The following is a 14373-nucleotide window of genomic DNA, read 5'->3' on the forward strand; positions in this document are numbered from 1 at the left end:
CGCACTTGAATAGCTGTTCGATCTGCGCCTTTGCTTCGCTAGTCCTTGATCGTCGGGTTGATCTCGATCTTAGCCTTGGCCCTGAGTCCCTTCATCCACTTGTCCAGCTCCTCCTGCTGCTTCTTGGGAAGCAGGGCCTGCTTGATGCCGGCGGAGGCCTTGGCAAAGTCGGTGGTCGGGGCTTCAACGCGGTTTTTCAGCTTCACCGCATACCAGCGCTCGCCCACCTTGACCGGCTGCTTCGCTACCGGGTTCGCCGGGGTGAGCGCGAAGGCGGCCTCCATCAGTTCGGGGGAGGTGCCGACGGTCGGGATGGCGCCGGTAGCGGAATAGCCGAAGTTGCCGCTCTCTTTGGCGGCCGCGCCCCCTTTGGCCAGCTGCTGCAGCGCCTCTTCAGCTTTCTTCTTGGCTACCTCGGCCCCTTTGACCTCCAGAAGCTTCTGCTCGACCTTCGCCCTTACCTGCGCCAGCGGCGGCACGGCGGAGGGCTTCTTGTCGATGACCTTCAAGAGGTAGATCCCCTTGGCGGTCTCGACCGGTCCACCCAGCTCGTTCTGCTTCAGCGCAAAGGCGCGGGCGACGAGCTCGGTCTCGCCGGCGATTGCGGCGGCAGGCGCCTGAGCCGTGAAGAGCGCGGTCTTCTCGACCTTGCTTCCCAGCGCCTGGGCGGCTGCGTCGAGGTTACCCTGGGCGCGGAACTTGTTGGCGGTCTCGGCCACCTTCTCGTAGGTCTCCCTGGCGGCCTTGGCCTTCTGCGCATCGGCGGTGGCCTGGTCCTTCACTTCGGCAAAGGGGAGGATCCCACCCTTGCCCTGGTAGCGGTCGATGTTCTTCTGGTAGTAGTTCTGCGCCTCCTCGGGGGTGACGCTCACCTTGGAGGCGAGCGACGCCGGGCTCACCAGGGTGTAGGCGATGGATACCTGTTCGGGGGTCTTGAACTCCGCCTGGTGATCCTGGAGGTACATGTCCAACTCCGCGTCGGTGAGCTTGATGCTTCCCTTAACGTCGGCGGGAGAGAAGGAGACGTACTGCAGGTCAACCTTGTCGTTTTGCTTCTTGAACTCCTGCATTACGTCGGCGTCGGTGACGGTCGCCTTCTCCTTCACCTTGTTGCGCGCCTTTTGAATAAGGATGTCCTGCTCCTGAGACTCCTCGAAATCCTTCGGGGTGACCCGGTTCGTCTTGAGGGTCTGCTGGTACAGGTTAAAGTCGAAGACGCCGTTGTTCTGGAAGGAGGGGACCTTTGCGATCTCGGCGGCGACCTCGTCCTTGGTCACCTTGACCCCCATATTCTTTGCTTCTTTAAGGGCGAGGATGCTTTCCACCATGCTCTCGATGGTGGCCTTCTTGATCCCCATCTGCTTTTCCATTTCCGGGGTGAGCGAGCGGCCGTAGATCTGCTCGTAGAGGTTCCTGGTGCGGTAGTAGTTCTTCTGGAAATCCTCCATCGAGATCTTGGTGCCGTCAACCATTGCGGCGTAGCCAGCAGGACCGTTGGCGGACTCGTCGCCGCCTCTGCCCCAGACGAGGAAGATGGTCCCTATGAAAGAGAGTACGATCACGACGAATACAATCTTTATAAGTATCGATTGTTTGTACTTCCTCATTATGCCTAGCATTCTGGTTCGGCTCCTTTGCGCAGATAGAGTGGTCTCTCATGTATCACAAGAGTTGGGAATAATAGTATGATTTAATCGCAAAAGCAACACCAGAATGATCCGGCATCTGTCCCTTCTTTGTGTGCACTGTGACGACACTGTGGCTTTTCTTTGTTGCAAGGGTGCGGAGTTTTTGCTATATTTCCACCTTTGACGCCGGGCCTGGTCCCGGTAGCGCAATAATCAAAGGAGTTATGAATGATCAAGATTTTCGATGCCCTTTTCGGCATGTTTTCTAATGATCTGGCCATAGATCTCGGCACGGCCAACACCCTTGTCTACTTAAAAGGTAAGGGTATCGTGGTGCGTGAGCCGTCGGTGGTCGCGGTACAGAAGATGCCCAGCGGCCAGCAGAAGGTGCTCGCTGTCGGCATGGAGGCCAAGAAGATGCTTGGCCGCACCCCTGGGACCATCACCGCCATCCGTCCGATGAAGGACGGGGTCATCGCCGATTTCGACATCACCGAGGAGATGCTTCGCTACTTCATCCACAAGGTGCATAACAGAAAGACCCTGGTCCGTCCGAGGATCGTCATCTGCGTTCCCTCCGGGATCACCCAGGTGGAAAAGCGCGCCGTCAAGGAAAGCGCCGAGTCGGCCGGGGCCCGCGAGGTTTACCTGATCGAGGAGCCGATGGCGGCCGCCATCGGGGCGGGGCTTCCCATCACCGAGGCCAGCGGCAACATGATCGTCGACATAGGCGGCGGCACCACCGAGGTCGCCGTGATCTCCCTGGCCGGCATCGTCTACACCAAGAGCGTGCGGGTCGGCGGCGACAAGATGGACGAGGCGATCGTCCAGTACATCAAGCGCAAGTACAACCTGCTCATCGGCGACCGCATGGCCGAACTGATCAAGATAGAGATAGGCGAGGCCTACCCCGGAACCCAGCTCTTGCACATGGAGGTCAAGGGGCGCGACCTCGTGTCCGGTATCCCCAAGACCACCGAGATCGACTCCAACGAGATCCGCGAGGCGCTCTCCGAGCCGGTGACCGCGATAGTCGACGCGGTGCGCAACTGCCTGGAGCGGACCCCGCCGGAGCTTGCCGCGGACCTCGTAGACAAGGGGATCGTGCTGGCGGGGGGCGGCGCGCTCTTGCGCAACCTGGACGTGCTCTTGCGCGAGGAGACCGGCCTTCCCGTGGTCACCGCGGAAGACCCGCTTTCCTGCGTCGTCCTGGGCTCGGGCAAGGTGCTCGACGAACTGGCGCTGCTGCGCAACGTCGCCGTCAGCTCCTAGTCCGCCTTTTATAACCTAACTGCTTGTCAGCCTGAGGGGATTGTCATGACCGACGCCACCATAGACGTCATCATACCCGTTTGGAACAGGCCCGACGAGACCCGGAACTGCCTGGTCACCCTGATCAACCACACACCCGGCGCCCGATTCATCATGGTGGACTGCGGGTCCGAGCGGGATACCGAAAGGCTCCTGCAGGAACTCGCCGACAGCCTGGACGACCGCGCGTTGTTGATGCGCGATGACAGCAACATAGGCTTCGTGCCTGCTGCCAACCGCGGTTTCGAGAGCTCAGAGGCCCCCTACCTCGCCCTGGTGCGCAACACCACCCTGGTGAGCCCGAAGTGGCTGGAGCCCCTCTTAGCCTATGCCGGGGAGCATCCGGAGGCTGGGATCTTACTGCCGTGTCTCGATCCTGGCGAGGAGTGCAGCGCACCCAAAGAGCTCGAACGGGGTTCCTTCGCCGCCATGGTGGTCTCCAGGGAGCTCTACCGGCGGATCGGCGGCTTCGACGAGGGGATGGACGGCGGCGCGTGGTGCCTCAAGGACTACACCCGGCGCGCCAATGCCCACGGCTTCATCACGGTGCAGGTGCCGACCCCGGTGGTGCACCACCAGGAAGAGGTGCAGCTCGGCTCGGAGCAGAGGCGGCGTGAGACCCAGCAGCGAAGCATCGCCCTTTTCCGGGAGCGCTGGGGGGTGGGTGCAAGCTACGTACTTCACGTCCCCAAGGGGGTGGAAGTAGAGCTGCTTGGAGAAAAACTGGAGTGGCTGGTAAAAGGGGCGCGGCACGACGACCGCTACACCGTGCTGCTGCCGGCCTCCTTGAACCAGGCTGCCCAGCAGGCGGGACTTGCGACCCTGCACGAGCACGTCACCCTGGTGCCGCTGCCCAGGCTCGCCTGGGACGGCATGAAAAAGCGCCTCTTCGAGAAGATCGCCTCCGAGAAACCGGGGACGACGCCGGTCACCGCGGTGGATGGCATCCCCTTCCCCTGGAGCGACCGCTACCTCTCCTTTTCAGAGCTTTGCGAGAGGATCAAGGCCCGCTACCAGTAGTCGCGCTTTGGCGCTGTACAACTAATGCAGGAGTAACTGGATGCTTGCAGAGATAAAGGCCCAGCTTAAGGCCCATTGCGAGGTGATGACGGCGCTCGGAGGGGAACTATCCCCCGCCATACAGAGCGCCGTTTCGTTTGTGGTTGCAGCCTACAAGGCCGGCAACAAGCTTTTGGTCATGGGCAACGGCGGGTCGGCAGCGGACGCCCAGCATTTCGTGGCCGAAATGGTGGGGCGCTTCAAGCTGGAGCGGCGCGCGCTTCCCGCCATCGCGCTGCACACCGATACCTCCATCCTTACCGCCGTAGGCAACGATTACGGCTTTGACCGGATTTTCTCGCGCCAGGTCGAGGCGCATGCCGCGCAGGGCGATGTCGTGGTGGGCATCTCCACCTCAGGCAACTCGCCGAACGTCCAGCTCGCACTCGAGGCGGCCCGCGGAATGGGATGCCGCACCATAGCGCTTCTGGGAAAAGACGGTGGGAGCATCAGGTCCGTCGTGGATCTCCCGCTCGTAGTCCCGAGCAACGACACCCCCAGGATCCAGGAAGGGCACATAACCATCATCCACATCATCTGCGACCTGGTGGAGCGGCAGCTTTTTGTGAAGGGCGAGTAGGGCGGGGGTCACATGGCGAAGCAGCGGGCGGTCTTTCTCGACAGGGACGGGACCATCAACGTAGAAGTGCAGTACCTGAGCAAGGTGGAGGAATTCCAGCTCATCCCCGGGGTCCCCTTGGCGCTCAAGCGTCTCAAGGATGCCGGGTTCCTTCTGGTAGTTGTGACCAACCAGTCCGGGATTGGGCGCGGTCTCTACGACGAGGCGGCGCTTAAAGAGATCCACGACCACATGCACGATGACCTGGCCCAGTACGGGATCAACATCGACGCCTGCTATTTCTGCCCGCACCACCCCGAGCACGCCACCGGCGACTACCGCAGGGAATGCGCCTGCCGCAAGCCCCTCCCCGGCATGCTGGAGCAGGCCGCCGCCGACCTCGACATCGACCTCTCCCGCTCCTACATGATCGGCGACAAGCTTGGGGACGTGCAGGCGGGGCTGAACGCCGGGTGCACCTCCTTGCTGGTACTCACCGGGTACGGGAGCAAAGAGGTGTCGCGCCTGCCGGCCGGGGTGGAGTCCTTCATCGACCTGGGGGCTGCCGTCGACGCCATCCTCGTGAGGGAGGCAAACCTTTAGCCACGGGGAAAATCTGGGAAACACTCCACATGAAGCCATATCGCGAGATATTCCCCAACGCGGAGCAACAGGAAGTCACCCTGGAGCTGCCGCGAAAGACCGGACGCATCCCCAAGGGGAACTACAGTTTCCTCGAATATTATTGCACCGAGCCTGACGACGACTGCCGCCAGGTCATGGTCTCGGTCATCAACGAGAAGTCGCGCCCCAAGGCGACCATCCGCTTCGCTCTCGATGCCTCAGGCGCTTTCACCGGACCTTATCTAGACCCTGCCAGCTACCAATCCCCCTACGCCCAAGACCTCGCCCAGACTTTTACCGACCTGTTGAACGCACGCCCGGAATGGCAGCAGCGCATCCAGCGCCGCTACCGGGAGGTGCGCGAACTTGCCGACAAGAAGCCCTACTCAGGGAGCCCCTTCCCGAAACCTGGCCAGATCTGGTACCGATTGACGTCCCCTCCCGAACTCGAGGACGTGCTGGAGGAGTCGCTCAAGCATGGCCGCGCAGGCGCATCGCCTTCCTCTCCCTCGGTCAAGCAACCCGGAACGGGGCCTGCGAAGGGTGTCGCAGCCACCGGGATGCAGCGTTTCGTGGATCTCTACGCCAAGGCCCAGGCCGGGCCGGTGGGGGCAATGCTGGCCGTCCAGGAAGAACTGCGGCGTCACCTTTTGGCGGACCCTTTCGCCGGGGAAGAACTGGCAGCCCTCCTTCCGCCTCTGTGCAGGCGCTCGCCCCAGGACGACGAGAAGATCGACGCCGCGCTCAGGCTGCTCCACGACATGCTTGATTTCTACCAGGTGGAGATCGAGGGGGGAAGGGCTGGGGCCAAAAGCCAGATGGAAAGGTTCCAGGGGGCGCTGGCGCGACGAGTGATGATGGAGAACCAGGACATCGACCTCTCTTTGACGGTGGCGCGCATCCTGTCTGAAAGCAGGGTAGAACTGATCGCCGAGCTGCGGGATGCGGATAAGAGGCTCCTTCGCACCGGGACCGACCGGACCGATCTGCAGGCGCCTGAGGAAGAAGATCTTCTGACCGGCATCGCCCGGAGCTTGAAGGATATGGGGATGGTCTCCCCCTTCGCGGGGGCGGACGAAATCCTCCAGCTCTCGGCGGCAAGCGACGCCGAGTTGCGCGCCCCGGTGATCTCGGAGCTGATGACGGCGGACGACCCTTTCCTGCGCGAGATCGCTGCCCTGATGCTTTTTCACCCCGACCCGGCGCACGCTTTGGAGGTGTCCCGGCTGCTGGTAGCCATCGAGGGGGGCAGGATCGGCCATGAGACCTTGCGGCGGCTGATCATGGCGCGCAACTGGTTCCCCGCCGACGTGAGGCGCAACGTCGACCAGGCCATCACCAACGCGCGCAAGGCTCGGATTGAATGCGCGCCGCTCCCCAAACCTCTCCCCCTGACCGTGTACGCCTCTTCCATCGACGGCTCCGGCGCCCAAAATTTCCAGTTGCTGCTTCAGGAGGACGCCGGTTTCAGCTCCTGCTTCATCCTTTTGAAACAGGGAACGGGCGTAGCCGCTAGTTCGGTGGAGCAGATCAAGTCGCGCCCGGAAAGGGATAAACTCGTCGTCAAACTTGCACACGGCTCGTCGTACCTGGAATCGTCCCCGCAGTATCTCGACCTGCGCGTCTGCCAGGCGCTCGCCGACGGGGTCGCCAACGGCGTCACCCCCAATCACTGGTTCGTCAGGATAGCCGAACTGCTCGGGCGCGACCGGTGGAAGGGGACCCCCCTCGATGCCGGGAACGAACTGCTTCTTTTGCGCGACGAGATCGACTCCCTCAGCCCGGCCCTGCTTGAAGAAAGCGAGTACGTCGGGGCGCTTGAAGAGTCGGGACGATGGCTGCTGGATTTCCCCGCGTTTTTCGGCAGCTGGGCCGAGACCGGGGATGCCGCAGCGGGCGAGGTAGATGCGGCGATGACGGGAAGGGGGAGGGGTGTGGACGCCTCGGTCATCGCGCGGGTTTTCACCAACCTGCTGGAGCCAAAGCGCGACGCGTGGCTGGACCGGCTGGTCGTCGAGACCCTTTGGCTGCGCCACGCCCGGAGCGCCCCCCTGAAGTGGCAGCGGATGTACCACGTCGCCCAGGCCGTTGCCGACCGCACCGTGGCTCTCAAGGAGATCCCGCTGATGACGGCCGTCGCCCACCGGACGGTGGAGCTGTACCGCGTATCCCGCAAGGAGGGAAAGGGCTCCAAGTGATCTCCATTCCGCCCGTATATCTCCCACTGCTTTTCATCACCGGAGCAGCCGCTGGTCTCATCGATTCCATAGCAGGAGGAGGGGGGCTCATCACGGTCCCGGTGCTGCTCGGGCTGGGGCTTCCGCCTCAGGCTGCGCTCGGGACGAACAAGCTTCAGGGAAGCTTCGGCTCCTTCAGCGCCATGGTCCACTTCGTACAGGCGGGGACGGTGAAGCTCTCAGACGCCGCCCTTGGTGCGGCCTGGACCGCCGCCGGCGCTGTACTCGGCACCTACACGGTGCGGCAGCTGGACCCGGGCTTCCTGAAGAAGGGAATACCCTTTCTGCTCCTGGCCATCCTCTGCTACACCATCTTCACCCCCAAGCTCGGCGCCGAGGAGGTGCGCCCGCGGTTCCCCAGGGTGCTCTTCTATGCGGTCGCCGGGTTGGCGCTTGGTTTCTACGACGGCTTTCTCGGGCCGGGCACCGGATCCTTCTGGGTGGTGGCCCTGATGCTCGGCCTGGGCTTCGACATGCGCAAGGGAACCGGCTACACCAAGGTCTTCAACTTCGTCAGCAATATCGTGTCGCTGGCGGTGTTCCTGGCGGGGGGAGAGGTGCTGATCCTGGCGGGGCTAGTGATGGGGGCGGGGCAGGCTGTGGGGGCTAGGGTAGGGGCGAGGCTCGTGATTAAGAAGGGGACCCGGCTGGTGCGGCCTGTGTTCATCTGCTCCGTGCTCGCGGTGACGGCGAAGCTTTTCTGGGACAACTACCTGCGGTAAGTTAAAAGCATTACCACAGAGGTCACTGAGGTACACGGTGGTCACAGAGGAAAACCAAAAGAAGCTGGGTTAAATCTTAAAGCCTTTAGTCTTTCCTCTGTGCCCCCCCTGTGATCCCCTGAGTCCTCTGTGGTCATGCTTTTTACGCTTTTCAGATTTAAATGGCGCGGATGCTGCCGGCTTCGTCTTCGCTCCCTACGTTCGCGGCTTCCAGCTCCTGCTCCAGGTGCGCGATCATCTCGGACACCTGCTCCAGATAAACCGCGGGGGCGCTCTCCATGGCGCGCAGGGCGGAATCTAGCCTTCTGGCTGCGGAGATGCCGGCCTTAAGAGGCGCCAGCGGGTTCACCTCTTCCCTTAACGCCGCCACTTCCTTGAACTTCTTCAGCACGGTCGGGTGGCTGCGGTCCTCCTCGACTACGCGCTTTCTCAGATCGCCGTACTCCTCTTCAGTGAATCCCTTCTCTTCCTTTGCCTGGCGCAGCAGGTCGATGGAGCGGTAGTCGGGAAGCGGCTTCAATTCCTCGCGCCGCCCAATCAGCTGCGGCTCCTCCTTTTCCATGAAGCGGTAGGCCATGGTGAGCTTCTCGGCGGTCCCCCGCTTGATGCGGATCTCCTGCACGCAGTACTCCTCGAAACTCCCGTACCCCCACTCCCGGAAGCTCGCCCTCTTGCTCACGTCCAGGAGTTTCTCGCCCAACTCAACCCAGGACGACTTGAAGCGCTTGGCCCGGTCCAGCACCTCATAGCGCTCGGTTCCCGGCTGCAGGTGCTCCATTATGGTTTCGATGTGTCTTTCGCTGCTCGATTTCGGCGTATCCGACATCTTTTTCCCCCGTAGCCCCAAGAGCCTTTGCCGGCTCAAAAGGGCAGCTGGAAATTATCAGAATCCGTCCGCTTTTTGAAGTTTTTTATCTTGGCTGCGGAAAGGAATCGCGTTAAACTTTGCCAGCTAAAATAGCCAAGCCGCCCTCCCTGAAGTCTTTGACCGCATCGGAGTTGGCAGTCTATGGCATTAAAAGGAGATACACATGGAACAGCGTCTGACTGATATGGAGATGCTGATCATGCATCAGGGTCGCATCATCGATCAATTGAACGAGGTCGTTACCGGGCAGCAGACCATGATCGACCACCTCACCCGGGAATTGAAACTGGTCAAGGAACACCTGCGCGGCTTGGCCGCCTCCGACACGAGGCTTCCCTCCGAAGAGGAGCCTCCGCCGCATTACTGACAGCCCCGGTTGGGGTTGACTGAACCGGGACAGGTTCGCTGTACGAGCTAGCGCATCACGTGAAGGGATGACAGGTTTTATGAACAAAGTACGCCTTGGCTGCACCGGTTTGGAGATCAACCCCCTCGTTTTCGGTACTCTCCCCTTGGGTCCCTTGCAGGCCGCGCTTTCTCCCGAAGAGGGGGGGAGGCTGATCCGCTACGCCCTGGAACGGGGCGTGAACCTCTTGGACACCGCCGAACTGTACCAGACCTACCCGCACATCCTCTCCGCCTTATCCGGGTTCGAGGGCGAGGTTCACATCGCCTCCAAGACCCACGCCAACACGGCCGAGCAGGCACGCGCCCACGTCGAGCGGGCGCTGAGCGCACTGGAGTTGGAGCGGTTGGACATCGTTCATCTGCACGGCGCCAGGGTCGCGGACCCGTTTGCCGAGCGCCCTGAGGTGATCGAGACGCTGCTCAGGATGAAGGAGGAAGGTAAGATCGCCCACGTCGGTCTCTCCTCCCATTTCGTGAGCGCCATCAGGAAGTCAGTGCAGCATCCGGAGATCGAGGTGGTGCATCCGCTCATCAACCGGGCGGGCATGGGGATCATAGACGGCACGCAGGCGGAGATGGCCGACGTGATTGCGGCCTGCGCCGACGCCGGCAAGGGGGTTTACGCCATGAAGGCCTTGGCCGGCGGCAACCTCATCTCCTCCGCGCGCGAGAGCCTGCGCTACGTGCTCGGGCTGCAGGGAGTGCACGGCGTGGCGCTGGGGATGCTCTCGGAGGCCGAGATCGACGGGAACCTTGCCCTTTTCCACGATGACAGCGCCGACGAGGCACTTTGGGAAAAGCTGGAGGGGAGAAGGCGCAAGCTCGCCATCATGGAGGCGTTTTGCAAGGGGTGCGGCGCCTGCGTCCCGGCCTGCACCAACGACGCGCTGAAACTGGTGGACGGCAAGGCCGTCGTCGACGAGGAGCAGTGTATTCTCTGCGGCTATTGCGGCGCTGCCTGCCCGGAGTTCATGATCCGGGTGGTATAAGAGCCAGAGGCACCCCGGAACACAGAGGTCGTGGAGGTAGCCAAAAGGCTTTCACACGGATCAAACACGGACGAAATGAAGCGCATGGAACGGATACAACCAAAACAGCTTCTGGTTTAACCAATGAAGCTTTTCGTCTTTGAAGTTATCCGCTGGGTCCGCGTCATCCGTGTGCGACGCTTTTTAAGATTTGGTTTTCCCTCTGTGTCCTCTGTGGTGCATGCTTTTGGGGTTTTGTTTTTTGGAGTTTAGCTGTTTATGATTCACGGAACGGTTTTCAATCTGCAACGCTACTCGCTGCACGACGGCCCCGGCATCAGGACCACGGTCTTCCTGAAAGGATGCCCGGCGCGCTGCTGGTGGTGCCACAACCCCGAGAGCCAGTCACCCCTGCCTGAAATCGCCTGCTCCCAAAACCTCTGCATCGCTTGCGGCGCCTGCCGTTCGGCCTGTCCCGAGTCACTCTCCAGACAATCCTGCCGCGGTTGCGGCGCCTGCGCCAGGGCCTGCCCGACGGGTGCGCGCGAGGTGGTGGGGAGGGTGATGACGGTCGACGAGGTGATGGAGAGCGTCCTGAAAGACCGCTTCTTCTACGAGGATTCCGGCGGCGGGGTCACCTTCTCTGGTGGCGAGCCCCTCTGCCAGCCGCAGTTTCTCAAGGAGCTCTTGGCCGCCTGCCGCGAACACGAGATCCACACCGCCGTCGATACGGCGGGGATCTGCGCCCCCGACACCCTCGCCGACATCGCGCCGCTGGCGGACCTGTTCCTCTTCGACCTCAAGTGCGCCGACCCGGAGAGGCACCGGGAGGGGACCGGCGCAGATCATGCGGCGATACTCAAGAACCTGGAGTGCCTCGGCCGTGAACAACGTCCGATCTGGCTCAGGATCCCGGTGGTTCCCGGATTCAACGACTCGGTGCAGGAGATGGAGGCGCTGGCTGCACTTGCCTCGCGGCTACACGGGGTGCGCCAGGTCTGGCTCCTCCCTTACCACGGGAGCTGGGGAGCGAAGCCTCAGCGCTTCGGAAAGGAGGCGGCGCTCCAGGCAGCAGGGGCGGCGGCGCCCTCTTTGGAGACTTTGGAGCATTACGCCCGACTGTTCAGGGACAGGGGGCTCGATACGCGTATAGGGGGAGCTTAGATGACCGGAAGAACTGAACGCCTGCGGCAGGAGAGCCTTGACGCGGAACCTGCGATCTCGGAGGAGCGCGCGCTGCTTTTGACCGAGTTTTACCGCGAGAACGAAGGGCGCTGGTCCGTCCCGGTGCTGCGGGCGAAATCCTTTTACTACCTCTGCGAGAAAAAGACCATCTACCTGGGCGAGGGCGAACTGGTGGTGGGGGAGAGGGGGCCTGCGCCCAAGCTGGTTCCGACCTACCCGGAGCTCACCTGCCACTCCCTGGAAGATCTGCGCATACTGAACTCGCGCCAGAAGACGAGCTACCGCGTCGACGACGCCTGCCTCAAAGCATACGGCGAAACGGTGATCCCCTACTGGAGCACGAGGAGCCTGAGGGACAAGATCTTCCAGGAGCTCCCCGAGGAATGGCACCAGGCTTACCAAAGCGGGATCTTCACTGAGTTCATGGAGCAGCGCGCCCCGGGGCACACGGTCCTGGACGACAAGATCTACCGAAAGGGGCTCCTCGACTTCAAGAAGGAGATCGCCGACGCCATCCGCGCGCTCGACTTCGGCACCGACCCTGATGCCTGGGCCCGGCGGGAGGAGTTGAAGTCGATGGACATCTCCTGCGATGCCGTCATCCTCTTTGCCGAGCGCCACGCGAAACTGGCCGAAAGCATGGCCGCTGCCTGCTCCGACGCCGTCCGCAAGCAGGAGCTTTTGAAGATCGCCGCCAACTGCCGCTGGGTCCCGGCGCACGCCCCCACCGATTTATGGGAGGCGCTGCAGTCCTACTGGTTCTGCCACCTGGCCGTCATCACCGAGTTGAACGGCTGGGACGCCTTCAGTCCCGGGCACCTGGACCAGCACCTCTACCCCTTCTACAGCGATGGGATCGCGAACGGGACCCTGAAAAAAGAAGAGGCGCGCGAGCTCCTCGAATGCTTCTTCGTGAAGTTCAACAACCACCCTTCGCCGCCCAAGGTTGGGGTGACTGCCGCTGAGAGCGGCACCTACACCGACTTCGCAAACATCAACCTGGGGGGGCTCCTCCCGGACGGCTCCGACGGCTCAAACGAGGTGTCGCACCTGCTCCTCGACATCATTGACGAGATGCACCTCTTGCAGCCATCCTCCAACATCCAGCTCTCCCGCAAGTCTCCCGACCGCTTCTTGAAGCACACCTTGAGGGTGGTGCGCAAGGGGTACGGCTTTCCTTCGATCTTCAACGCGGACTCGGTGGTAGAGGAACAGCTGCGCCAGGGTAAGACGCTAGCGGACGCGCGCGCCGGCGGCTGCAGCGGCTGCGTCGAGGTGGGGGCTTTCGGCAAGGAGGCCTACATCCTCACCGGCTATTTCAACCTGGTGAAGATGCTGGAGCTCGCCCTGCACGACGGCGTCGATCCGGCGACCGGGGCACAGCTCGGCCCGCAGACCGGAAAAGCGGCTGACTTCACCAGCTTCGACGACGTCTTCGCCGCCTTCTCCGCGCAGCTCGCCCACTTCATAGACATCAAGATCCGCGGCAACCGTCTGATCGAGATGATCTACGCCCGCCTGATGCCGGCGCCGTTTCTGTCGGTGTTGACCGACGATTGCATCAGCCGGGGGGTGGATTACAACGCCGGGGGAGCGAGGTACAACAACAGCTTCATCCAGGGGGTGGGGATAGGGAGCATCACCGACTCGCTCTCCGCGATCAAGGAGCACGTCTTCGAAGCGAAGTCGGTCTCGCTCCCGGAGCTGGTGGCGCAGCTCGACGCCGACTTCGCCTCAAGCGAGCCCCTTCGGCAGCGTCTCTGGAACCGGACCCGCAAGTACGGCAACGACGACGATTTCGCCGACGACCTGATGCGCCGGGTCTTCGACGCCTTCTTCCAGATGGTGGACGGCAGGCCCAACACCAAGGGCGGTATGTACCGCATCGAGATGCTTCCCACCACCTGCCACGTCTACTTCGGCTCGGTCACAGGCGCCACCCCCGACGGCAGGCGCCGCGGCGCCCCCCTTTCCGAGGGGATCTCACCGGTGCAGGGGGCGGACCGTAACGGCCCGACGGCGGTGATACGCTCGGCCGGGAAGATGGACCACATCCGCAGCGGCGGAACCCTGTTGAACCTCAAGTTCTCACCCACGCTACTTTCCGGAGAGGGGGGGATCGACGGACTGGCGGCTTTGGTGCGGAGCTACTTCAGGATGGACGGGCACCACGTACAGTTCAACGTGGTGGACGTGGAAACGCTCAAGCGAGCTCAGGCGGACCCGGGGGAGTACCGGGACCTGATCGTCAGGGTGGCAGGCTACAGTGATTACTTCTGCGACCTCTCCGAAGCGCTGCAAAACGAGATCATCGCCAGGACCGAGCACGCGTCTTTGTGAGCGGCGACAGCCGCAAGGAGGGAAGTCATGGCCGTGGAGCCCGGACGCTACCGGCATTACAAGGGAAAGTTCTACCAGGTGATCGGCACCGCACGCCACAGCGAGACCGACGAACTCATGGTCGTCTACCGGCCTCTGTATGGGGAAGGGGGGCTCTGGGTGCGCCCGGAGCCCATGTTCCAGGAACTGGTCGAGGTGGACGGCGCGCGGGTGCCGCGCTTTGCCCGCTGCGACGAGGAGTAGCACAGCTCCATGTAGTCGGATTTGCATCTCTAAGGAATATTGTACGATCTCTTCGACATATCATCCCTGCCTTGAAAAACTGCCACCTGCTTCATCTCCCTTTTAACCAACCTGCCTAGCATTCCCGCCTGCCTAATAAAGCACTGCAATATCTCACAAATAATTCGTTTTAATTGACTTTGTATAGTGAAACGGTGTAATAGGAAAACATTTCTTAAGTT

The 14373-nt window shown here is 62.0% G+C and carries 13 protein-coding genes; 11 read left to right on the forward strand and 2 right to left on the reverse strand.

Features of this window, described 5'->3' with window-relative positions:
• Positions 1-38: 38 nt before the first annotated feature.
• Positions 39-1619 carry a peptidylprolyl isomerase gene (locus GEOBRER4_RS08645; protein ID WP_185245053.1) on the reverse strand — a complete coding sequence of 527 codons (1581 nt, stop codon included), beginning with the start codon at positions 1617-1619 and terminating at the stop codon, positions 39-41.
• Between the two features lie 237 nt (positions 1620-1856).
• Between GEOBRER4_RS08645 and GEOBRER4_RS08650 the strand changes: the two genes are divergently transcribed.
• The 6 genes from GEOBRER4_RS08650 to GEOBRER4_RS08675 are packed head-to-tail and all read left to right on the forward strand — an operon-like array spanning position 1857 to position 8140.
• Positions 1857-2900, forward strand: a complete 1044-nt coding sequence (locus tag GEOBRER4_RS08650; protein WP_085812958.1) for a rod shape-determining protein — start codon at positions 1857-1859, stop codon at positions 2898-2900.
• 45 nt (positions 2901-2945) lie between these two features.
• Entirely contained in the window at positions 2946-3959 is a 1014-nt protein-coding gene (locus tag GEOBRER4_RS08655; RefSeq protein ID WP_185245054.1) for a glycosyltransferase family 2 protein, read from the forward strand.
• A 40-nt stretch (positions 3960-3999) separates the two neighbouring features.
• A complete protein-coding gene (gene gmhA, locus GEOBRER4_RS08660) occupies positions 4000-4578 on the forward strand; it encodes a D-sedoheptulose 7-phosphate isomerase (RefSeq protein WP_185245055.1) in 579 nt (192 codons plus the stop codon).
• A 12-nt stretch (positions 4579-4590) separates the two neighbouring features.
• Positions 4591-5160: a D-glycero-beta-D-manno-heptose 1,7-bisphosphate 7-phosphatase gene (gene gmhB, locus GEOBRER4_RS08665; protein WP_185245056.1), complete on the forward strand. Its 570-nt coding sequence runs from the start codon at positions 4591-4593 to the stop codon at positions 5158-5160.
• 29 nt (positions 5161-5189) lie between these two features.
• Positions 5190-7379, forward strand: coding sequence for a hypothetical protein (locus GEOBRER4_RS08670; RefSeq protein WP_185245057.1), 2190 nt, complete (start codon positions 5190-5192; stop codon positions 7377-7379).
• Positions 7376-8140, forward strand: a complete 765-nt coding sequence (locus GEOBRER4_RS08675; protein ID WP_185245058.1) for a TSUP family transporter — start codon at positions 7376-7378, stop codon at positions 8138-8140. Before GEOBRER4_RS08670 ends, GEOBRER4_RS08675 begins: the two co-directional genes overlap by 4 nt.
• 157 nt (positions 8141-8297) lie before the next feature.
• On the opposite strand, the gene GEOBRER4_RS08680 is transcribed toward GEOBRER4_RS08675, so the two are convergent.
• Positions 8298-8966 (reverse strand): hypothetical protein, encoded by a 669-nt coding sequence (locus GEOBRER4_RS08680; protein ID WP_185245059.1) that lies wholly within the window; start codon positions 8964-8966, stop codon positions 8298-8300.
• Between the two features lie 205 nt (positions 8967-9171).
• Here GEOBRER4_RS08680 and GEOBRER4_RS08685 point away from each other — a divergent pair, with 205 nt between their 5' ends.
• The 5 genes from GEOBRER4_RS08685 to GEOBRER4_RS08705 all read left to right on the forward strand — a co-directional run bounded on the left by GEOBRER4_RS08685 (position 9172) and on the right by GEOBRER4_RS08705 (position 14152).
• Positions 9172-9375 (forward strand): SlyX family protein, encoded by a 204-nt coding sequence (locus tag GEOBRER4_RS08685; protein WP_085812952.1) that lies wholly within the window; start codon positions 9172-9174, stop codon positions 9373-9375.
• A 79-nt stretch (positions 9376-9454) separates the two neighbouring features.
• Positions 9455-10405, forward strand: a complete 951-nt coding sequence (locus tag GEOBRER4_RS20280; RefSeq protein WP_185245060.1) for an aldo/keto reductase — start codon at positions 9455-9457, stop codon at positions 10403-10405.
• Between the two features lie 258 nt (positions 10406-10663).
• Entirely contained in the window at positions 10664-11548 is an 885-nt protein-coding gene (locus tag GEOBRER4_RS08695) for a glycyl-radical enzyme activating protein (RefSeq protein ID WP_185245061.1), read from the forward strand.
• Positions 11549-13909 (forward strand): trans-4-hydroxy-L-proline dehydratase, encoded by a 2361-nt coding sequence (hypD, locus tag GEOBRER4_RS08700; protein WP_185245062.1) that lies wholly within the window; start codon positions 11549-11551, stop codon positions 13907-13909.
• 27 nt (positions 13910-13936) lie between these two features.
• On the forward strand, positions 13937-14152 hold the full coding sequence (locus GEOBRER4_RS08705) for a DUF1653 domain-containing protein (protein ID WP_085812948.1): 216 nt from the start codon (positions 13937-13939) through the stop codon (positions 14150-14152).
• Positions 14153-14373: the final 221 nt, after the last annotated feature.

The sequence above is a fragment of the Citrifermentans bremense genome (assembly GCF_014218275.1).
GTDB classification, from domain to species: domain Bacteria; phylum Desulfobacterota; class Desulfuromonadia; order Geobacterales; family Geobacteraceae; genus Geomonas; species Geomonas pelophila.